This is a genomic window from Myxococcus sp. CA056 (genome assembly GCF_013336715.1).
GTDB lineage: Bacteria > Myxococcota > Myxococcia > Myxococcales > Myxococcaceae > Myxococcus > Myxococcus llanfairpwllgwyngyllgogerychwyrndrobwllllantysiliogogogochensis.
On record NZ_JABUMT010000001.1, the window covers coordinates 1755751 to 1775377 of the forward strand.

The 19627-nt window shown below is 69.6% G+C and carries 16 protein-coding genes and 1 pseudogene; 10 read left to right on the forward strand and 7 right to left on the reverse strand.

What is annotated here, in order from left to right; translation table 11 throughout:
* Positions 1-18 precede the first annotated feature (18 nt).
* Positions 19-684, reverse strand: a complete 666-nt coding sequence (locus tag HUA76_RS07185) for a LysM domain-containing protein (RefSeq protein WP_174460367.1) — start codon at positions 682-684, stop codon at positions 19-21.
* A 305-nt stretch (positions 685-989) separates the two neighbouring features.
* Here HUA76_RS07185 and rpmH point away from each other — a divergent pair, with 305 nt between their 5' ends.
* The 8 genes from rpmH (at position 990) to HUA76_RS07225 (ending at position 7012) form a co-directional block, all read left to right on the forward strand.
* On the forward strand, positions 990-1142 hold the full coding sequence (gene rpmH, locus HUA76_RS07190) for a 50S ribosomal protein L34 (protein WP_141648952.1): 153 nt from the start codon (positions 990-992) through the stop codon (positions 1140-1142).
* Positions 1143-1154: 12 nt separating this feature from the next.
* Positions 1155-1577 (forward strand): ribonuclease P protein component, encoded by a 423-nt coding sequence (gene rnpA, locus HUA76_RS07195; RefSeq protein WP_141648953.1) that lies wholly within the window; start codon positions 1155-1157, stop codon positions 1575-1577.
* Entirely contained in the window at positions 1574-1792 is a 219-nt protein-coding gene (gene yidD, locus HUA76_RS07200) for a membrane protein insertion efficiency factor YidD (RefSeq protein ID WP_141648954.1), read from the forward strand. The genes rnpA and yidD overlap by 4 nt, the downstream gene beginning before the upstream one ends.
* A gap of 48 nt (positions 1793-1840) precedes the next feature.
* Positions 1841-3661, forward strand: a complete 1821-nt coding sequence (gene yidC, locus HUA76_RS07205; protein ID WP_174460368.1) for a membrane protein insertase YidC — start codon at positions 1841-1843, stop codon at positions 3659-3661.
* Entirely contained in the window at positions 3658-4488 is an 831-nt protein-coding gene (locus HUA76_RS07210) for a hypothetical protein (protein WP_174460369.1), read from the forward strand. The genes yidC and HUA76_RS07210 overlap by 4 nt, the downstream gene beginning before the upstream one ends.
* An 11-nt stretch (positions 4489-4499) precedes the next feature.
* On the forward strand, positions 4500-4727 hold the full coding sequence (locus tag HUA76_RS07215; protein WP_141648817.1) for a hypothetical protein: 228 nt from the start codon (positions 4500-4502) through the stop codon (positions 4725-4727).
* Positions 4728-4766: 39 nt separating this feature from the next.
* Positions 4767-6323 (forward strand): tRNA modification GTPase, encoded by a 1557-nt coding sequence (locus tag HUA76_RS07220; RefSeq protein ID WP_174456107.1) that lies wholly within the window; start codon positions 4767-4769, stop codon positions 6321-6323.
* Positions 6324-6400: 77 nt separating this feature from the next.
* A complete protein-coding gene (locus HUA76_RS07225) occupies positions 6401-7012 on the forward strand; it encodes a Uma2 family endonuclease (RefSeq protein WP_174456108.1) in 612 nt (203 codons plus the stop codon).
* Positions 7013-7027: 15 nt separating this feature from the next.
* Here the strand turns inward: HUA76_RS07225 and HUA76_RS07230 are convergent, their stop codons facing one another.
* The 4 genes from HUA76_RS07230 to HUA76_RS07245 all read right to left on the reverse strand — a co-directional run bounded on the left by HUA76_RS07230 (position 7028) and on the right by HUA76_RS07245 (position 11799).
* Complete coding sequence (locus HUA76_RS07230) at positions 7028-8071, reverse strand: general secretion pathway protein GspE (RefSeq protein ID WP_174460370.1); 1044 nt, start codon at positions 8069-8071, stop codon at positions 7028-7030.
* Positions 8072-8411: 340 nt separating this feature from the next.
* On the reverse strand, positions 8412-10202 hold the full coding sequence (sppA, locus tag HUA76_RS07235) for a signal peptide peptidase SppA (protein WP_174456110.1): 1791 nt from the start codon (positions 10200-10202) through the stop codon (positions 8412-8414).
* A 217-nt stretch (positions 10203-10419) separates the two neighbouring features.
* Positions 10420-11061: a metallophosphatase domain-containing protein gene (locus tag HUA76_RS07240; protein WP_174460371.1), complete on the reverse strand. Its 642-nt coding sequence runs from the start codon at positions 11059-11061 to the stop codon at positions 10420-10422.
* 99 nt (positions 11062-11160) lie between these two features.
* On the reverse strand, positions 11161-11799 hold the full coding sequence (locus HUA76_RS07245) for a hypothetical protein (protein ID WP_174460372.1): 639 nt from the start codon (positions 11797-11799) through the stop codon (positions 11161-11163).
* Between the two features lie 279 nt (positions 11800-12078).
* On the opposite strand from HUA76_RS07245, the gene HUA76_RS07250 reads away from it, so the two are divergent.
* On the forward strand, positions 12079-14886 hold the full coding sequence (locus HUA76_RS07250; RefSeq protein ID WP_174460373.1) for a pitrilysin family protein: 2808 nt from the start codon (positions 12079-12081) through the stop codon (positions 14884-14886).
* Between the two features lie 139 nt (positions 14887-15025).
* Here the strand turns inward: HUA76_RS07250 and HUA76_RS07255 are convergent.
* Together HUA76_RS07255 and HUA76_RS07260 are read right to left on the reverse strand one after the other, a co-directional pair.
* Positions 15026-15181 (reverse strand): annotated as a pseudogene (locus tag HUA76_RS07255) (ClpX C4-type zinc finger protein); the annotation flags it as partial.
* A 436-nt stretch (positions 15182-15617) separates the two neighbouring features.
* A complete protein-coding gene (locus HUA76_RS07260; RefSeq protein ID WP_174460374.1) occupies positions 15618-16865 on the reverse strand; it encodes a multidrug effflux MFS transporter in 1248 nt (415 codons plus the stop codon).
* An 889-nt stretch (positions 16866-17754) separates the two neighbouring features.
* Here HUA76_RS07260 and mnmG point away from each other — a divergent pair.
* The gene (gene mnmG, locus HUA76_RS07265) at positions 17755-19602 is read left to right on the forward strand and encodes a tRNA uridine-5-carboxymethylaminomethyl(34) synthesis enzyme MnmG (RefSeq protein ID WP_174456115.1); all 1848 of its coding nucleotides are present in this window, start codon (positions 17755-17757) and stop codon (positions 19600-19602) included.
* Positions 19603-19627: the final 25 nt, after the last annotated feature.

A 19627-nucleotide genomic window follows, 5' to 3' on the forward strand; every position in this document is an offset into this window, starting at 1 on the left:
GATGTTGGACGGTGAAGGTCAGGAGCCGTGGATGGCGATGAGCTGGGTGCGCGTGCGGTCGTCGACGGTGGTGACGCGCTCGTACGCGTCGTCGTCACACGCGAGCAGGTCCTCCGGCGTCAGCTCCAGGCCGCAGTGCTCGCGTTTGAAGGCGATGACGGCGACGGCGAGCTCGTCCTCGTCCCCTTCGACGTCCAGGTAGCCCAGGTTGATGAGCCGCTGGCGCACGCCGCTGGCCTCCGTGGCCGGGTCCAACCGGCTCAGCTTCAACTCGTAGCGCTCCTCCCCTTCCAGCTCGAGCGTGGCCTGCTGGCTGCCCGGCATGACCCAGAACGTGACGTCCCCGGCGGGCCCGGTGGTGCCGGAGAGGGCCTCACCGTCGACCTCCAGGAGGTACCGGGCGTCCTTTCGGGGCTCCGAGCCGCTCAGGAGCCGCACCTGGACCTGCACGGGCACGCCCTTGCGGCGGAAGCGGTAGCGTTTGCCCGTCTGGGCGGCGTGGCGGACCTGCTGGAGGGCGGGAATCGTCAGGACATCGCCGGCCAGGAGCACATTGGGGTCCTGGCGCAGCTCACGGAGTTCAGCGTTACCCGGGTCATTCCAGATGGCCTCGGGGAGCAGGCCGTAGCGAGCCGCGATGTCATTCAAGCACTCATGTTCCTGGGCGACATGCACCTGGGGCATCGCCCGACTCTAACGCGGCGCGAAAGGTCGTTTGAGCGCATTGCAGGGCTTGGCGGAAGTTCCGAGCCCCGGGGTGATCGGCCCGGCGGCCTGGACTTCCGTTTCCGGACCCATGTAGGCAGGCAGGCGCCCCCTCTGTGGGCAGGGGGCGACGGTTTCGTTCCCAGGATCGGGAAAATGGGGCGGGTGGAGGTGATCCTCCGTTGACTTACCCTGGAAATGGGGTATGCCCCCGGCCCTTTCCCTAGTTCAGGTCGCGCCGGAGCAGCAGGAGGCGCCGCCTTCATCATCAAGGAGTTCGAGCCGTGTCCAAGCGCACGTACCAGCCGTCGAAGCTGCGCCGCAACCGCACCCACGGGTTCCGCAAGCGCAACGCCACCAAGTCCGGCCGGGATGTCCTCAAGCGCCGCCGCGCGAAGGGCCGCAAGCGGCTGGTCGTGTCGGCTGCGAAGAAGTAAGCGAGTCCGCGTGTGAGGGCCGAGGGTGCGACGCCGGGGCAGCAGGGCCCGGCAGACCAGCGCTTCCCCAAGGCCCTTCGCCTGCTCAGCAGGCGTGAGTTCCTCGAGGTACAGGACGGTGGGCAGAAGCTCCCCTCCGACTGTCTCCTCGCTCTCTACAAGCGCAATGGCCGGACGTACTCCCGTGTTGGCCTCACCGTGTCGAGCAAGGTGGGAAACGCGGTGGTACGGGCGCGCCTGAGGCGGGTGCTGCGGGAGTTGTTCCGCAAGCGCCGCATGCAATGGCCCCCGGGCCTGGACGTTGTGTTGGTGGCGCGCTCGTCCGCGAAGGAAGCCTCCTTCGTGGCTCTGTCCCGCGCCTTCGACGGTGTCACCCGTAAGCTGCAGCGGCTCCCGCCGGCCGCCGAGCCGAAGCCGAAGGAGCCTCCCAGATGAGCCCGCTCGCCTTCGCCATCTCGCTGCCCATCCGGTTCTACCGGAAGTTCCTCGGGCCGCTCTTGCCGAAGGTGTGCCGCTTCCACCCCTCCTGCTCCACCTACGCCATGGAGGCGCTGGAAAAGCACGGAGGCCTCAAGGGCTCCTGGCTCACCCTGTGGCGCTTGATGCGCTGCCAGCCTTTCCACCCCGGTGGCATCGACCCGGTGCCGTGACGGGGCTTCCACCCCTTGCCGCACCCTCCCCCGAGGGGAGGGACCTCTATGAACGATCCGCTTTCGCCCCAGTCGAACGACTCCCAGAAGCGGCTGCTGGTCGCCCTGCTGCTCTCCTTCGCCGTCACCGCCGGATGGATGTTCCTCTTCCCGCCCCCGCCGGCCGCCCCCGGCGCCGACGACGCGGGTGCGACGACCACCGGCACGACGCAGGATGCGGGCACCACGGCCCAGGCCGCCCTTCCGCCGTCCGGTGAGGGCACGCCGCCGCCCACCGGAACTCCCTCGGACGCCACTCCTCCCCCGCCCGCGCGGCAGGTGGAGATGATGCGCAAGGACTCCGTCTACCGCTTCTCCTCGCTGGGGGCGGGCCTGACGGAGGCCCAGTTGCAGGGCGTGAAGCTGCGTGAGCAGCACTCGCTCACGTTGGCCCAGGGCTGGCAGTTGCTGGTGGGCAAGGAGGTGCCTCCCGCGCCGCAGATGAACCTGGCGCAGCCGGTGCCCAACGAGCCGCTGCCCCTGTCCGTCACCATCGAGGGCTCAAGCCCCCTGCCGAAGAACGTGCCCTACACGGTGGAGGAGAAGAAGGGCGGCGGCGCTGAGTCCGTCACCTTCACCGGCCGCCAGGGCCCGTGGGAAGTCGTGAAGGTGCTCCAGTGGCCGCACGAGGGCTTCGAGCTCACGTACACCATCCAGGTGAAGAACACCTCCGGCCAGCCTCAGAACGGCGAGCTTCAAGTTCACTACGGCCGCGCCATCGACCCGAACTTCGAGCACGCGCCGTCCTTCTTCGGCGGCGTGGGCAACCTGAGCCGCTCCGCGTGCTGGGTGGACGAGAAGCTCCACAACATGAACCCGGGCGACGACAAGCCCGAGGACACCAAGGGGCAGATCCACTTCTTCGGCATCAACCAGCAGTACTTCCTGTCCGCGCTCTACCCGCTGGACGGGCCGCGCCCCGGCCACTGCATCCTCACCGCCACGCCCACCGCGCGGCAGGTGACGGCGGCCTTCCCGCTGAGCGTGGGCGCGGGCGAGACGGTGACGCTGCGGCTCGGCGGCTACCTGGGCCCCAAGGACCCGGACCTGATGGCCGTGGTGCCCGGTCCGGAGCTGCGTCAGGCCGCGGGCCTGGGCGAGGCCGTGTTCCACCCGAAGCTCGAGGACACCGTCGACTTCGGCATCTGGGCGGTCATCTGCAAGATTCTCCTGGGCATCATGAAGTTCTTCCACGGCCTCACCGGCAACTGGGGCGTGGCCATCATCCTGCTCACCGTCGTGGTGAAGCTGGTGCTGCTGCCGCTCACCTACCGCTCCATGGTCAGCATGGAAGAGGTGAAGAAGCTCCAGCCGCGCATGGAGGAGATTCGCAAGAAGTTCGCGGACAACCGCGAGCAGCAGAACGTGGAAATCATGAAGCTGTACCAGGAGGCGAAGGTCAATCCGCTCGGCGGCTGCCTCCCGCTGCTCATCCAGATGCCGGTCTGGATTGCCCTCTTCACGGCGCTGCGCAACAGCTTCGACCTGTACGGTGAGCCCTTCTTCGGTCCCATCTGGAGGGACCTGACCTACAAGGACCCCACGTACCTGCTGCCCCTGGCGCTGGGCATTTCGATGATCATCACCCAGAAGATGCAGCCTCAGATGATGGATGCGACCCAGGCGAAGATCATGACCTGGTTCGTGCCCGGCATCTTCACGCTGACGCTGCTCCAGTACCCGGCGGGCCTGTCGCTCTACATCTTCACCAACAACATCCTCTCCATCGCGCAGCAGTACGGGCTCCGGAAGTGGCTGGACCGGAAGAACAAGCCCCAGGCAGGGGGCGGAACGCCCGCGGTGGCGACAGCGGGAGGAAAACGCAAGTGAGCGAGCAGCAGGTTCCTCAGCAGGCCCCCGTGGGCGGCACTCCCGCCTCGGGCGGGACTCCGGCCCCGGACTTCCGGCCGCGCGTGGAGAAGCTCCTCGGGGACATCCTCGGGCTGATGGGCTTCCCCGCGCGCCTGGACATGCAGGACGCGGCGGATGGCAGCCTGTCCGTCGCGCTGCACTTCGAGGCGGGCCCTCCTCCCGGCGTGGAGCAGGGCCGCCGCAGTCAGGTGCTGGATTCGCTCCAGTTCCTGCTCAACAAGATGCTGCACCGTCCCGGCGTCGAGCGGCGCTGGGTGGTGCTGGGCTGTGGCGCGCACCCGGAGCCCCGTCAGCGTCGCGAGCCGCAGCAGCAGGCCCCCGCGCAGGCGCCCGCCCCCGTGGCCGGCGCGGCGGCGGCCACGGCTCCCGCTCCCGCGGTGGCGCCCCGTGCGCCTGCTCCCGTGGCTCAGTCGCAGGCTCCCGGGAAGCAGGCGCAGCGAGGGACGGCTCAGGCCGCGGCGCCTCGGAGCGCGGCGGCGCCCGCGCGGGCGGGCGGCGAGTCGGATGAGCGCTCGGTGGCCGTGGAAGAGGATGCGGCGCTGCGAGAGGCGGTCCGCCGGCTCGCGGAGAAGTCCGCCAGCCTGGGGCGCTTCTACGCGCTCGCCGCGATGAAACAGGATGACCGCGCGCGCGTCTTGAAGGCGGTAGAAGGTGTGGCGGGGTTGAAGGTGACGGCCGAGGGCGAGGGTCGCAACCGCCGTGTCGTGTTCACTCCGGAGAAGCCGGCGCCGCTGCCCAAGCGGAGCTTGCTCCCGGATGATGACGAGGACGATTTCGACGAGTGAGAGGGCGGTGCATGGGCAAGGCGAAGGGTCTCAAGGACAAGCTGTACGGCGCGGCGGTGCTGAAGATGAGCTTCCGCCTGCGCGGGGATGAGGAGTCTCCCGCCTTCCGCTTCGTCTACCCGGGAGTGCTCCGGGACCTGGAAATCGAAGACGGAGCGGTCGAGAAGTACATCGAGGAGAATCGCGAGGCCGTCGAGAAGGCCGCCCGTGGTTCCACGCCCCCCATGGGGCCCCGGTAGTCTCTCCCGCGCGGAGGGGAGCATCGCTCCCCAGCCGAGATGACTTCAGCCACTTCCACCATCGTCGCGCTGGCCACGGCACCCACCGCTGGGGCCGTGGGCATCCTCCGGCTGTCGGGCCCCGCCGCGCTGGAGGTGGGTCGCCGCCTGGCGCCGAGCATTCCCGTGGAGCCCACGCCTCGCCACGCGTACCTCGCGGGCTTCGTGGATGCGCAGGGCCGGGCGCTGGACGAGGGCCTCTTCCTCTACTTCCGCGCGCCCTCCTCCTTCACGGGCGAGGACGTGGTGGAGCTCCAGGCGCACGGCAGTCCGCGATTGCTTCAGTTGTTGCTGGCGCGTGCGCTGGAGGACGGGCTCGCGCGTCCCGCGGCGCCCGGTGAGTTCACCCGGCGCGCCTTCCTGAATGGCCGCATCGACCTGACGCGCGCGGAGGCGGTGGCGGACCTGGTGGCGGCCGACTCGGAGTCCGCGGTGCGTGCCGCCGCGGCGGGGCTCTCGGGTGCGCTCACGGAGCGGGTGCGTGCGCTGGAGGAGCCGCTGCGCTCGCTGCATGCGGACCTGGAGGGAGTGCTCAACTTCCCCGACGAGGCGGAGGGCGCGGACGAGGATTCGGAGGCGCGAGTCCAGGTGCTGCGGGCTCGGGCGGAGGTGCTGCTCTCCGAGGCGGGACAGGGTCGACTGGTGCGCCGGGGCGCGCGCGTGGCGTTGTTTGGCCCGGTCAACGCGGGCAAGTCCACGCTGTTCAACCGACTGGTGGGCGAGGCGCGCGCGCTGGTGGACGACGAGCCTGGGACGACGCGCGATGCACTGGAGGCCCGTGTCGAGTGGAACGGCCTGGGCGTCACGCTGTTCGACACGGCGGGACTGCGCGAGACGCCGGGCCGCGTGGAGGCGCTGGGTATCGCCCGGACGCGCGAGCTGCTGGCGGGCGTGGACCTGACGGTGCTCGTGCTGCCTCCAGGGACTTCCGAGTCTGACGCGGAGCGCTGGCGGGCCGAGGCGGGCGCGACGGACGTGCTGGTCATCGACGGCAAGTGCGACGTGGGGCCGGAGACCCTCGGTGCGCCGCTCCCCCGTGTCAGCGAAGCCGAGGCAGCATCCGATGCTGAGACGACGGCGGGAGGGACACTCCCGCCGCGTCGCCGCATCAGCGGGCTGACCGGTGAAGGCGATGGAGGGCTCGGCGTCGAAGCACCCTCGTTGGATTCCCCACCGCGCCCGCGTGTCAGCGGGCTGACCGGCGAGGGCGATAGCAGGCTCGGCGTCGAAGCACCCTCGTCGGCTTCCCCACCCCGCCCGCGTGTCAGCGGGCTCACGGGCGAAGGCGTTGACGCCCTGCGCGAGTCCCTCCTCTCCCGGCTGTGGGGTGGCGGTACGCCCTCCGCGGTAGCCCTCGTGTCCGAGCGCCACGCCGATGCCCTGCGTCGCGCCGCCGAGGCACTTTCTCGCGCGGAGTCCGCGTCGCGCCTGTCCACCCTGGAAGTCGTCTCCGGTGAGCTGGCCCTCGCCCTGGAGGCGCTCGGCGAACTGTCCGGAACCTCCGCTTCCGAGGCACTCATCGACGCAATCTTCCAGCGATTCTGCATCGGAAAGTGACGCGTTCCGAGCAGTCGGGGACGTGTCAGACCCCCTCCTAGAATGCCGCCCTCAACCGCCGCACCTTCGGAGGCGCTGTGACGGAAGGCATCATCCACCTGGCGAACCACTCGATGCTCTCGGCCCTGCCCTCGGGCTGGGTGGGAGAAGTCCTCGACGAGGAGTTCGTCGCTTCACCCAGGCTGACTCCCGCGCAGACTCGCGCCGCCTTCATGCTGGGGGTGGAACTGGGCGAACAGCTCGACCGACGCCGGGGTGGCAGTGGCCGCTGGTGCTTCCTGCGCGCCCCCGAGCTTCGGCTCGGTCACGACGTGCTCGTCCCGGACGTGGCCGGCTGGCGTCGAGACCGCGTCGCCTCCCCCATCGACCCGGACGTGCCCTTCCTCACGCTGGCCCCGGATTGGGTGTGCGAAGTGCTTGCGCCCTCCACCGCCGCGCTGGACCGCACGCGCAAGCTGCCCGTCTACGCGCGCCAGGGCGTCTCCCATGTCTGGCTGGTGGACCCCCTCGCGCGCACGCTGGAGACGTACCAGCGCGTCAAGCGAGGCTGGCTCCTCACCGGCTGCTACGAGTCCGACGCGCTGGTGCGCGCCGAGCCCTTCACCTCCGCACCGGTGGAACTCGAGACGCTGTGGCTCCCCGAGTCCTCGCTGTGCGGGGAGACCTCACTGCTCTCCGCCGTGCCCTGACTCCCGTCGCGCCCTTCAGCTGGCGCGGCGGAGAAACGTGGCATCACCCGCGGGATGCACCATCCTGCGCACCGCACGCAGCAAGAGGTCCGGATCCACCGGGGCGGCCAGGAAGCCTCGGGCCCCCACCGCCTGCGCGCGAGGCAGGTCCACCTCGGGCGTCTTGCCCGCAACCACCACCTGCGCGGGCACCTTGCACCCCAGGGCCTCCAGCGACGGCAGCGGCGTCACCACCACCTGCATCTCGCTCGAAGCCAGCAGCTCCTCGGTGCTCGCCACGCGGGAGGTGAGTCCCGCGCCCGCCAGCACCTTCACCAGCCCCGCAGCCGCGTCCACGCCCCAGCCGTACACCAGCACCTGGGCCATGGGCTCCGGACGGGCCGCCGTCAGCGTGGGCAGCTTCGAGCGCAAGGGCGCCCTCGGCGCGGGCACCTTCACCGCGGGCTGGGGCCGCGCCGCCTCTTCCTCCAGCGAGGACAGGAGCGGCAGCGCCTCCTCGGGCGGCGCCTCCATGTTCGTCAGCTCCACCATGCTGGCGCCGAGCACCATGGTCATCTGCTCGTCCGCCTCGGGCAGGGAGAACCCCTCCATGCCGGGCCGCCGGGCGACGACGTCCGTCTCGCCCCGGTACATCCGGCCAATGGCTCGGCGGATGGACGCATCCGTGGCCAGCTTCGCCACCACCCGCGTCCGCCCCGTCACGCTCTTCACCGCGTCCAGCGACGCGAGGCTCGCCGGAGCGGCCATGGCCACCACGAGCGTGTCCTTGGGCGCGTGTCCTTCCAGCCGCAGGGGCACCACCCGGTGCGCCTCCGCCACCCGCTCCGGAATCAGCCGCGCCAGGCCGGGCTCGGGCGCCTGCGCCGACAGGTCCACCGTCTGCATTCCCACCTGCTCCGCCAGCGCCTCCAGCACCTGATCCGCCGAGCAGAAGCGTTGATCCACGACCACCTGCCCCAACGGCACCCCCCACTTGCGCTGATACGCCAGCGCGGAGTGGAGCTGCAGCTCATCAATCACGCCGCGCGCCAGCAAGATGTCCCCCAGTCGCTTCTTCATACCCGGCTCCTCCGGCCCCCCACGGCGGCCACTACCCCTGGGAACGCACTCGTCCCGGAAAATTGAAACAGTTCTACGCTCGCACCGGCCGTTTCGGCTTCCTCGCCGACGACAGACGGTTCCGCGTCCACGACATCTGCAAGGCAGGGGCCCAGGGGCGCCCACCCACCGTGCCGCGTCGTCACGTCTCCTCTGGGAGACGGAGCGCGTCCAGGGTTGTGACGGCGCGAAAAGGGCTTCGAGGCGTGCAGCGAGCCCCGAAGCCCTTGGATCCACGGCGTTCCGACATCACGCCCCTGCGTCCGGAAGGCACGCGGGGCCGCGTAAAACGGAAGCCCCGCTACCAGCGCGTCTGGGGCATGGGCGCGTACAGCGAGCCGCGCTCGGGTGCGAAGACACCCAGCCGCACCCCCAGGCCATGCACCACACGCGTGGCCTCCACCAGCGGCGCCCAGGGCGTGACGACCGCCGTCGTGGCGGAGGTGTCCTCGCTGTTGTCCCCGGTCTCGCCCAGCACGGAGGAGAGCACCTCGGCGGGGCTCTTCTTGCGCGGATACTCCTCGATGCGCACCCGGGCATCCGCGGGGAGCTTCGCCGCTTCCTTCGCCAACTCGAGCGCCTTGGCATAGCCGCCCAGCGCGTCCACCAGTCCGTTCTCCAGCGCGTCCTCACCCGTCCAGACGCGGCCCTTGGCCAGGCCCTGCAGCTTCTCCAGCGGCATCTTCCGGCTGCTCGCGGCGCGCGTGGTGAAGTCCGTGTAGATGCGGTCCAGCTCCGCGTCCACCCGCGCCTGCTGCTCCGGCGTGTAGTCCGCGTCCGAGCTGGCGAGCGTGGCGTTGCGCCCCAGCGCCACGGTGTCGAAGTTGACGCCCAGCTTCTCCCAGAAGCCGTTGGTGACGAACTTGCCGGTGTACACGCCGATGCTGCCCGTCAGCGTGCCGGGCTGGGCGACAATCTTGTCCGCCTCCATGGCGAAGTAGTACCCGCCGCTGGCGGCGTACGAACCCATGGTGGCGATGACGGGCTTGCCCGCCTCGCGAGCGCGCTGCACCTCGCGGCGCACCGTGTCGCTGGCCACGTAGCTGCCGCCGGGGCTGTCCACGCGGAAGATGATGGCCTTCACGCGCGAGTCGTCGGAGGCCTTGCGCAGCGCCGCCGCCACGGTGTCACCGCCCATGGCCCCCTCGCCGAATGGGCTGCCTCCGCTCTTGCCGCGCGCCACCTCGCCCACCCCGTACACGAGGGCAATGGTCTCCCCCGTGGTGTGCGGCCGGCCCGCGCGCTCCAGGTACTTCTTCACGTACAGCAGCTCCGCGCCGTCGCCCGCCGCCTTCTTCTGCTCGGCGTAGACCTCGTCGCGGTAGCGCAGGCCGTTCAGCAGCTTGCCGTCCACCGCCTCCGGCGCGAGCAGCGGCGCCCGGTCGATGAGCGCGCGCACCGCGTCCTCCGTCAGCCCGCGCCCTTCGGCGATGCCACGCACCATCTGCCCGAAGAGGCTGCCCGCGAAGCGCTCGGTGGCCTCCAGGTGCGGCCCGGTGTAGCCCTGCTCGGTGTAGCTGTTGACCGCGTTCTTGAACTCGTAGCGCTTGTCGAACTGGGGCTTCACGCCCAGCTTCGCCAGCGCATCCCGAGCGAACGGCGTCTCGAACGCGAGGCCGATGATGTTCACCGCGCCGGACGGCTGCATGTAGATTTCATCGAAGGCCGAGGCGAAGTAGTACGCGCTGGTGCCGTTGGCCTCCTCGCCGAAGGAGTCGGTGAAGGCGATGGCCTGCTTGCCCTTGGCCCGGAACGCCTTCACCGCGTCGCGCAGCTCCTGCGTCGTCGCGGGAGTGCCGGGGCTGGTGCCCACGCGCACCACCAGCGACTTCACCCGCGAGTCCTCTCCGGCCTTCTCCAGCGCATCCACCACGTCGCGCACCGTGAGCGGGTCCTCACCGAAGGCCCCGGCCAGCGAGTCGCCCGACACGTGCTCCGGCAGCGGCTGCGACAGGTCCATTTCCAGCACGAGGTTGGACGGCACGCTCGGGCGGCTCGTGGAGGCCATCACGATGAGGGCGATGAGGCCCAGCATGAAGAGGACGGACATCGCGCCAATGAAGGCGAGCGCGCCGATGAGAAATCGTTTCATCCGAAGAAGCTCCTGGTACCTGGGAGACGGGCCACGAATCCGGCACGCGGTCCTTACTACTTAACGGGCCAGGGTGCCGATGCTTGCACGTCTCCCCACGCCTCCCCGCCGCCCGAGCGACATTCCGGAGGATGAAGACTGGACGCACGGGTCTTCCTGGCCCCTCGCCGGGGGACGGGGCGCTCGTTCCCCCCTGGCGCGGGTGGAGCCACCCGGCTCAGCGCGCGTCCAGCTCCACCACCACGGGAGGCCGCATCCCGAACGGGTGGAGGTGACAGTTGGCCACGTTGAGGAAGCGGGTGGGCACGTCGGGAAGCGCGTGCTCGCCCGGTGACTCGTGGATGTGGCCGAAGACGTGGAGGCGCGGGAGGACCTGCCGCACGCGCGCGAGCAAATCCGCGCAGCCCACGTGCGCCCCGAGGAACGTGCGGTCCCCGAGGCCCTTGGGGGGACCGTGGGTGATGAGCACATCCAGGCCCTCGGGGATGCGGTTCCAGTGGGTGAGGATGTCGGCGCCCCGCTCGCGGTTGAAGGCCATGCCTCCGAAGCGTGGCGTCACCGGGGAGCCCCAGAGGCGAAGCCCCCCGACGAGCACCTCCTCGTCTTCGAGGTAGTGCACGCCCGCATCTCGCGCCAGGGTCCGGGTCAGCTCGGGCTGCGTCTCGCAGATGAAGTCGTGGTTGCCCGCGACGAACACCTTCTCGCGGGCCGGGCGGCTGGCGAACCAGGCGAGGAAGGACTCCAGCTCCGGCTGCTTTCCCCGGCGAGAGAAGTCACCCGCGTGGATGAGCACGTCACACGCGGGGACCTCCAGCTCCTCGTGCCGTCGATGGGTGTCGGAGATGAGCACCAGCCTCATACGAATCCCTTCGCTTCGGGCGTGGAAGTCCGAGGCTGGAGGGGACGCTACACCGGCACGAGGGCCTTCCTCGCGGCACTTCGCTCGGGAGTCAGTGACTCAGTTCTTGAGCAGCTTGTTCAAGATGCTCTCGTGGGCTTGCAGCCGCCGCTCGGTGTCTTCCCGGTCGACGGTGAGCCGGGCGACCTTCCCGTTGACGTGGAACAGTCCCCGACGCAGCTCCGAGGTCGAGGCACCCACGTGTTCGCTCAACTTCGCGAGGGACTCGACGGCTTGCTCGAAGCCCGCTCGGACCACCTGGAGGTCACGGGAGAACACGTCGACCTTCTCCTCGACGACCAGGAGCCGATGGTCCGAGGCCTTCGACTTGTCTTCCAGCGTGTGGACCCTGTTGTCCAAGGTATGCACCTTGCTGTCCAGGGCATCCACCTTGCTGTCCAGGGCATCCACCTTGCTGTCCAGGACCTCCACCTTCTGCTTGAGCGCACTCACCTCATGTTTCAACTCACGGACGTCCTGCCTGACCTCCGTGACGTCCTGCCTGAACTCCGTGACCTCTCGTCGCAGCTCCCCGACTGCAACCGTGGCCTCTTGGGAGGCCCTCCGTCCGTCCCGGATGGCCTCCTTGAGCTCCATGTGGCTCCGGTCGAGCGCATCCAGACGCACTCGAGTGCGCTCCATGACCTTCGAGAGGTCCTTGAGCGCCGCGTCCACTCCCCCACCGTCATATCTCGCCATCCCGCCTGCCTCCCTCCGAGCGGCCCCATGCCGCTTCCAAGGTTGAAGACACCCTACCAAACCAATCTGACACGGTGGCAATCAGACAAACAACCCATGAGGTTGTCATGGGAAATCCAGACGAACCCGTGTGTCGAGGGGCCGAGGGGCGGGTCCGGGCGCTCCCTCCCCTGTCTCACGGTGGACGCCCGCCAGGAGGAAGTGCTGGCTTCCGGGATGGCGGATGACCCGTACCGGGTTAGAAGCGCCGTGCACTTTATGAAGACCCGCGAGGACCGCATGAGGCGTCGTACCCCGCTTTCCCTGTTGGCCCCCCTGATGCTGGTGGCCACCACTCCTGTATGGGCCCAGGCCCCTGCCCCCTCCCCTACCCCCGCCGCGAAGGCCAAGGGCTCCGCGCTCACTCCGGTGACGAGCGTGGAGGGCATCACCGAGTACCGCCTCGCCAATGGCATGCGCGTGCTCCTCTTCCCCGACCCGACCAAGCCCAACGTCACCGTGAACGTGACGTACTTCGTGGGCAGCAAGCACGAGGGCTATGGCGAGACGGGCATGGCCCACCTGCTCGAGCACCTGATGTTCAAGGGCACGCCCACCACCAAGAACGTGCCCCAGGCGCTCACCGAGCGGGGCGCTCGCCCCAACGGCACGACGTGGCTGGACCGCACCAACTACTTCGAGACGCTGCCCGCCTCGGACGAGAACCTGCGCTGGGCGCTGTCCTTCGAAGCCGACCGCATGGTCAACAGCTTCATCGCCAAGAAGGACCTCGACAGCGAGATGACCGTCGTCCGCAACGAGTTCGAGTCCGGCGAGAACGACCCGGGCAGCATCCTCCAGGAGCGCGTCCTCAGCGCCGCGTACATCTGGCACAGCTACGGCAAGTCGACCATCGGCGCGCGCTCCGATTTGGAGAACGTGCCCATCGACCGGCTCCAGGCCTTCTACCGGAAGTACTACCGCCCGGATAACGCGATGCTGGTGGTGGCCGGCCGCTTCGACGAGGCGAAGACGCTGGGTTTCATCCAGTCCTCCTTCGGCAAGCTGAAGAAGCCCGCCGCGCCCCTGCCCGTCACGTACACCGCCGAGCCCACCCAGGACGGTGAGCGCGAGGTGACGCTGCGCCGCGTGGGCGACAACACCCTGCTCGCCAGCGTGTATCACGTGCCCGAGGGCGCCCACCCCGACTTCGCCGCCATCGACGTGCTGACGCTCGCGCTGGGCGACCACCCGTCGGGCCGTCTCTACAAGAGCATGGTGGAGACGAAGAAGGCGTCGAACGTGTCCGCGTACAACTACCAGTTCCGCGACCCGGGCATCATCGGGTTCAGCGCGGACATGCGCGAGGACCAGCCCCTGGCCGCCGCGCGCGAGGCGCTGCTGAAGACGGTGGAGGACTCGGCGCGCACGCCCTTCACCGAGGAGGAGGTCTCCCGCGCGAAGACGACGCTCTTGAAGATGATGGAGCTGACGCTGAACAACTCCGAGCGCGCCGCCATCGGCCTGTCCGAGTGGGCCGCCACCGGCGACTGGCGCTTGATGTTCCTGCACCGCGACCGCATCGAGGCGGTGAAGCCCGTGGACGTCACGCGCGTGGCGGCCACCTACCTCAAGGCCTCCAACCGCACGCTGGGCGCGTTCATCCCCACGGCGAAGCCGGAGCGCTCGGAGCTGCCGCCGCCGGTGGAGATGGCGAAGATGATGGACGGCTACAAGGGCCGCGCCGCGGTGGCGCAGGGCGAGGCGTTCGACCCCTCCCCCGCCAACATCGAGGCGCGCGTGCAGCGCGGCGAGCTGCCGGGCGGCATGAAGTACGCGGTGCTGTCCAAGAAGACGCGCGGTGAGATGGTGAACGCGTCCCTGTCCTTCCACTGGGGCACGGAGGCGGCGCTGCGCGGGAAGGCCGACGCGGCGTCGTACGCGGGCCGCATGCTGATGCGCGGCACCAAGAAGCACACGCGGCAGCAAATCCAGGACGAGTTCGACAAGCTGAAGGCGCGCGTTGGCGTGGACGGGGGCCTTGCCGGAGCGTCGGTGTCCATCGAGTGCCCGCGCGCGAGCCTGCCCAAGGTGCTGGCGCTGGTGGCCGAGATTCTTCGCGAGCCCTCCTTCGACGAGAAGGAGTTCACCCTGCTCAAGCAGTCGCGGCTGGCGGACCTGGAGTCGCAGCGCAGCGAGCCGGAGACGCAGGGCAGCATCGCCTTCTGGCGGACGCTGTCGAGCCACTACACGAAGGGCCACCCCTACTACGTGCCCACGCTCGACGAGCGCATCGCCGGCGCGAAGGACACCACGCTGGAGCAGGCCCGCGCCTTCCACAAGGCGTTCTACGGCGGCGCCAACGCGGAGCTGGCCGTGGTGGGTGACTTCGACCCGAAGGAACTCGTGGCCGAGACTGGCAAGCTGTTCGGCGACTGGAAGAGCCCGGCGCCCTACGCGCGCGTGCCGGAGGTCTTCAACGACGTGGGCCCCAAGGCCGTGGCCCTGGAGACGCCGGACAAGGCGAACGCGTACTTCTACGCGGGGCAGACGCTCAAGCTGCGCGAGGACGACAAGGACTGGCCGGCGCTGATGCTCGGCAACTTCGTGCTCGGCGGCGGCTTCCTCAACTCGCGGCTGGCCACGCGCATCCGCCAGAAGGATGGCCTGTCCTACGGCGTCGCGAGCAACATCGACCCGGGCGATTTGGACGCGGTGGGCACGTTCATCACCTACGCCATCTACGCGCCGGAGAACGCGAGCCGGCTCGAAACGGCGATGCGCGAGGAAGTGACGAACGTCTTGCAGAAGGACTACTCGGCGGAGGAGCTGGAGAAGGCTCGCGCGGGTCTGCTGGAGTACCGGCAGGCGGCTCGTGCGCAGGACGGCAACCTGGCGCGCAAGCTCGCCGGCTACCTGTACCTGGGCCGCACCCTCACCTTCGACGCGGGCGTGGAACAGCAGCTCTCCAATCTCAAGCCGACGGACGTGCGTCAGGCCATGTCGCGACACCTGGACTGGACGAAGGTCACCCAGGTGAAGGCGGGTGACTTCGCCACCGCGGAGAAGAAGGCGAAGGCCCCCGTACCGGCTCAGGCCGCGCCGTGACGCGGTGACTGCTCACCCTTCACGGGGTTGAGCGCTCAGCCCCGAGGTGCCCGCGTGGCGCCTCGGGGCTTTTTCATGCCCGCGCGGGGGCGTGAGAGATGTGGGAGCGGACCTCGCCGATGCCCTAGGTCGAGGAACGTTCCTCATTGATGACGTCGTTGCACAGGCCGACGCATTCGTCGCAGATGAAGACGTTCGGGCCCGCGATGAGCTTTCTCACCTCGCGCTGGTACTTCTCGCAGAATGAGCATTGGACGTTGATGCCGGGGTCGAATTTCCGCGTGGCGTCGGCGATCTTGTCGAACCACAGAGAACTCCAATACGCCAGTGCTCTCTCCGCGTCCTCGGAGCGGACCAGGTCGGCCCGCCATTCGAGGACCATGGTTTTTTCAAGGCGGGCCCAGCTCCCATCCGGCGCCACATTCAGGGCCCAACTGTCAGGCTTGCGCTCACCGTCCTCGTAGACACCCAGATGCACCACCAGTCCGTCTGGACCGAGCTCCGCGTAGAGCCCCTCCTTCCGGTCGAATGAGACGCCCTCTGGCAACCACGAGCGGTCGAACCGTTCCTTCTTGTCCATGCGGTGGCACCTCTTCCCGCGAGGCGGATGGAGGAGAAGACCCACGTCGGTGCGGGAACCCGATGGTCCACACGAGAAGATAGCCTTTTCATGAGAGGCATTCTCTCGGGGGGCACCCGCGGGCGACAGGCTCGACGTCACATTTCACACATCACGTTTCGCCAACACGTGACGCCCCGGTCATCGTGGGCTCCGTGCTCGCGGTTCGCGAGCGCGCCCGGTGGCCCAGGAAGCCAGACAGCCACGCCAGCACGGCCGCCGCCAACACCACGCCGCCCATCGGCTTCGCGGTGTTGTCATTGAGCACGCTCACCGCCCAGGACGCGGAGGCCGCGGCGGTGAACTGGAGCGCGCCCAGCACCGCGGACGCGAGCCCCGCGTGCGCGGCGTGTCGCTCCAGCGCGATGGCCGCGGAGTTGGGTCCCACCAATCCCAGCGTCGGCACGAACAGGAACAGCGCGGCGGCAATCCCCCAGAAGCCCCCTACCCCACTCCACGTGACTGCCATCACCCCCGCCGCCGTCACCACATACAGCGCCAATGCCAGACGCAGCAGCCGGTGCAACGGGATGTGGCGCAGCAGCTTGCGATTGAGCTGAGCCAGCGCCACCAGCCCCACCGCGTTCGCACCGAAGAACCAGCCGAAGTCCTGCTCCTTCACGCCATGCAGCGTGATGAACACGAACGGCGCGCCCGCGATGTATGCGAACATTCCCGCGTACGCGAAGCCACCCGCGAGCGCCGGGCCGACGAAGTCAGCGTCCCGCAGCAGCTCCCCCAAGCGCGCGCGCATGCTCTTCGTCTTCGAGTGCTCGGGCGCGGTCTCCGGCAACACCCTCCACGTGGCGACCAGCGCCACCGCGCCGATGCCCGCGAGCAACACGAAGATGACCCGCCAGCTCGTGTGCTGGAGCACGAAGCCACCCAGCAACGGCGCGAGCACGGGCGCCACGCCCACCACGAGCATCAAGCGCGACATCGTCCGCGCCGCGTCCGCGCCGGACCACAAGTCCCGCACCACCGCGCGCGGCGCCACCAACGCCACCGCGCCGCCCAGCGCCTGGAAGAAGCGCATCGCCACCAGCGCCGTCGCCGTGGGCGCGAGCGCACAGCCGAGCGAGCCCAGCACATACACCGCCAGCCCCGCGTACAACGGCCGCGTCCGTCCGAACCGGTCGATGAGCGGACCGGTGAAGAGCTGTCCCAACGCCAGCCCCGCGAAGCACGACGCGAGCGTGAGCTGGATGACGGACTGGGTCGACTGCAGGTCCGTCGCGATGCGTGGCAGCGCGGGCAGGTACATGTCGATGGACAGCGGCGCGAACGCGGTGAGCGCTCCCAGCAGCAGCTCCAGCGACAGGGTGCCCGATGGGGGCGACTTCTTCGTGAGGGTGTTCATGCCATCCCAGGCGTGAGGCGCGCACCGCCGCGCGCGCGAGTTCGTTCAGGGCTCCGGATGCCGAGCAGGCGACCTCTCGGCGGGCCGCTCGCGAGCAACGCGGTGGCGACTCCCTGGGAGGTTCTCCGGAGCTTCATCATCGTCGACGCTGGATTAGCGGCGCGGACCCTGGCTGACCAGCGACACGAGGTTCCACGCAGTGTTCCACGCACGGAACAATCCCCGCGCCTGTCCCCGGCGGGCGTCACAAGTCCTGCCTCCGCCCGTCTTCAGGATGAAGCAGCCGCATGCGGGGGAGGGGAGTGGCCGGGTCCCACCTCCACGCCAACTCACCCTCGGAGGGGCCGGCCGGGCGAAGGCCGGCATGTCAGACCCTCCGGTTATTCCTTTCCCCGTCGCGCACACGGGGGTGCAGGACCCTTCGGAGTCTCGAGCTCGAGTTTACCGTCGCGCCCTCACCGCCACGGTCCCAGGTCCGCCCTCCGTGTGTGCGACACCATGAAGACGAAGCACGCGAGGAGGCAGGGGCCATCTCTCGCGCGCAGGGGGATGGGGCGCCGCGCTCGGGACGCGCGGGCCCCATGAGGTACCGGCGACGCCTTCGGGCTCGCCCGACATTCTTGAATCGCCATCCACGCCGGAGGGGAAGCCCGTTGCACGGGACCTGCCCTTCCGGAGGATGGCCGGTGCGCGCGAGGCAGGCAGCTCCTCAACCCCTCCCACTGCCCGCCTCGCGCGCTCCCGTAAACCTTCCCTTTGCTTGCCAAGGGGGCGCACCGGAGACATAGGGGACCTCACAGGTCGCGGCGCGCGGAGCGAGGGTGCTCGGTGCCATGACGGAGCGGGCGCCACGTCAGGTCCCGAAACCCTCCGGCGACCCTCGTGAGCAATGGGACTCCGGTACGACGTCATCGTGGTGGGCCTGGGCCATGCGGGCTGTGAGGCGGCGCTGGCCTGCGCGCGCCTGGGCCTGGCCACGCTGGGAATCACGCTCAAGCGCGAGCGCTCCGCGGTGATGAGCTGCAACCCCGCCGTGGGTGGCACCGCCAAGGGACACCTGGTGCGGGAGCTGGACGCGCTCGGGGGACAGATGGGGCGCGTGGCGGACCTCGCCGGCACGCACTTCAAGACGCTCAACGCCTCCAAGGGCCCCGCCGTCCAGGCGACTCGCGTGTTGTGCGACCGCGAGCAGTACTCCGCCCTGATGCAGTCGGTCCTCTTCAACGAGCCGAACCTCACCGTGCGCGAGGGCGAGGTCTCCACGCTGGTGGTCGAGGAGGGGAGGGTGACGGGCGTGCTGCTCGGCGACGGCACGCAGGTGTCCGCGTCGGCGGTGCTGCTCACGACGGGCACCTTCCTCCAGGCGCTGATGCACGTGGGCGAGAAGAAGGAAGTCGGCGGACGGCTGGGCGACGACGCGGCGCGAGGCCTGTCCGATTCGCTTCGCGCGCTCGGCTTCACGCTGGGCCGCTTCAAGACGGGTACTCCGGCGCGGCTCGCGCGCGCGAGCATCGACTGGGACGCGGTGCAGCCGCAGCACGGCGACTTCCCGCCGCGTCCGCTCTCCTGGCGCACGCGCGCGGAGTCGGCTTCGGGAGTGCCGTTTCCGCGTCAGCCCTCGGTGACGTGCGGCATCACGGCCACCACGCTCCAGACGCACCGCGTGCTGCGCGACAACCTCCACCGCTCGCCGCTGTACCAGGGGGAGATTGTCGGCCGGGGGCCGCGCTACTGCCCGTCGCTGGAGGACAAGGTGGTGCGCTTCGCGGAGCGCGAGCGGCACCAGGTGTTCCTGGAGCCCGAGGGCCCGGACTCGCCGCTGGTGTACCCGGCGGGCCTGTCCACCAGCCTGCCCGCGGACGTGCAGCTCGACTTCCTGCGCACCATCCCCGGACTGGAGCGGGTGGAGGTCATCCGCTACGGCTACGCGGTGGAGTACGACTACGCGCCGCCCACGCAGCTCAAGCCCACGCTGGAGACGAAGGCCGTCGCGGGCCTGTTCTTCGCGGGCCAGCTCAACGGCACCTCGGGCTACGAGGAGGCCGCCTTCCAGGGCCTGTGGGCCGGGCTCAACGCGGGCCTCATGGTGAAGGGCGAGCCGCCGCTGCTGCTCGGCCGCGACGAAGCCCATGGCGCGGTGCTGGTGGATGACCTGGTGACCAAGGGCGTGGACGAGCCGTTCCGCATGTTCACCAGTCGCTCCGAGCACCGGCTCCGGCTGCGCGAGGGCAACGCGGACCTGCGGCTGGCGCGTCACGGGCACCGGGTGGGGCTGTTGCCGCGCGAGGCGTTGGAGCGGGCGGAGGCGCGGCAGCGCGCGGTGACGGACGAAGTGACGCGGCTCAAGCGCACGGGCCTGGCGGCGCGGCTGAAGCGGCCCGAAGTCACGTACGGGCAGTTGGGGGAGGGGAGGGTGGACTGGCCCGTGGTGGCGGAGGACGTGGCCGAGGAGGTGGAGGTGGAGGTGAAGTACGAGGGCTACATCGCCCAGGCGGCGCGAGCGGCGGCGCGCGAGTCGGAGGCGACGGACCGGTGGCGGATTCCGGAAGGCTTTCGCTTCACGGAGGTGCGGGGGCTGAGCAAGGAGGCGGCGGAAAAGCTCGGCGCGCACCGGCCTTCGACGGTGGGACAGGCGCGGAGGATTCCAGGCCTGACGCCCACGGCGGTGTCGCTGCTCCTGGTCGCGCTCAAGCGCGTCTCGGGCCCCTCGGGCGGCGGCGAAACACCCCTGGAGTGATCAGAACAGGGGGTGTGGACAACGT

Bases quoted from the DNA above. Each gene is read 5' to 3' on its own strand.
- HUA76_RS07220 (WP_174456107.1), top strand. From the start codon at position 4,767: ATGACTTCAGCCACTTCCACCATCGTCGCGCTGGCCACGGCACCCACC.
- HUA76_RS07260 (WP_174460374.1), bottom strand. From the start codon at position 16,865: ATGAACACCCTCACGAAGAAGTCGCCCCCATCGGGCACCCTGTCGCTG.
- HUA76_RS07240 (WP_174460371.1), bottom strand. From the start codon at position 11,061: ATGAGGCTGGTGCTCATCTCCGACACCCATCGACGGCACGAGGAGCTG.
- mnmG (WP_174456115.1), top strand. From the start codon at position 17,755: ATGGGACTCCGGTACGACGTCATCGTGGTGGGCCTGGGCCATGCGGGC.
- HUA76_RS07245 (WP_174460372.1), bottom strand. From the start codon at position 11,799: ATGGCGAGATATGACGGTGGGGGAGTGGACGCGGCGCTCAAGGACCTC.
- HUA76_RS07250 (WP_174460373.1), top strand. From the start codon at position 12,079: ATGAGGCGTCGTACCCCGCTTTCCCTGTTGGCCCCCCTGATGCTGGTG.
- HUA76_RS07215 (WP_141648817.1), top strand. From the start codon at position 4,500: ATGGGCAAGGCGAAGGGTCTCAAGGACAAGCTGTACGGCGCGGCGGTG.
- yidC (WP_174460368.1), top strand. From the start codon at position 1,841: ATGAACGATCCGCTTTCGCCCCAGTCGAACGACTCCCAGAAGCGGCTG.
- HUA76_RS07185 (WP_174460367.1), bottom strand. From the start codon at position 684: ATGCCCCAGGTGCATGTCGCCCAGGAACATGAGTGCTTGAATGACATC.
- HUA76_RS07230 (WP_174460370.1), bottom strand. From the start codon at position 8,071: ATGAAGAAGCGACTGGGGGACATCTTGCTGGCGCGCGGCGTGATTGAT.
- sppA (WP_174456110.1), bottom strand. From the start codon at position 10,202: ATGAAACGATTTCTCATCGGCGCGCTCGCCTTCATTGGCGCGATGTCC.
- yidD (WP_141648954.1), top strand. From the start codon at position 1,574: ATGAGCCCGCTCGCCTTCGCCATCTCGCTGCCCATCCGGTTCTACCGG.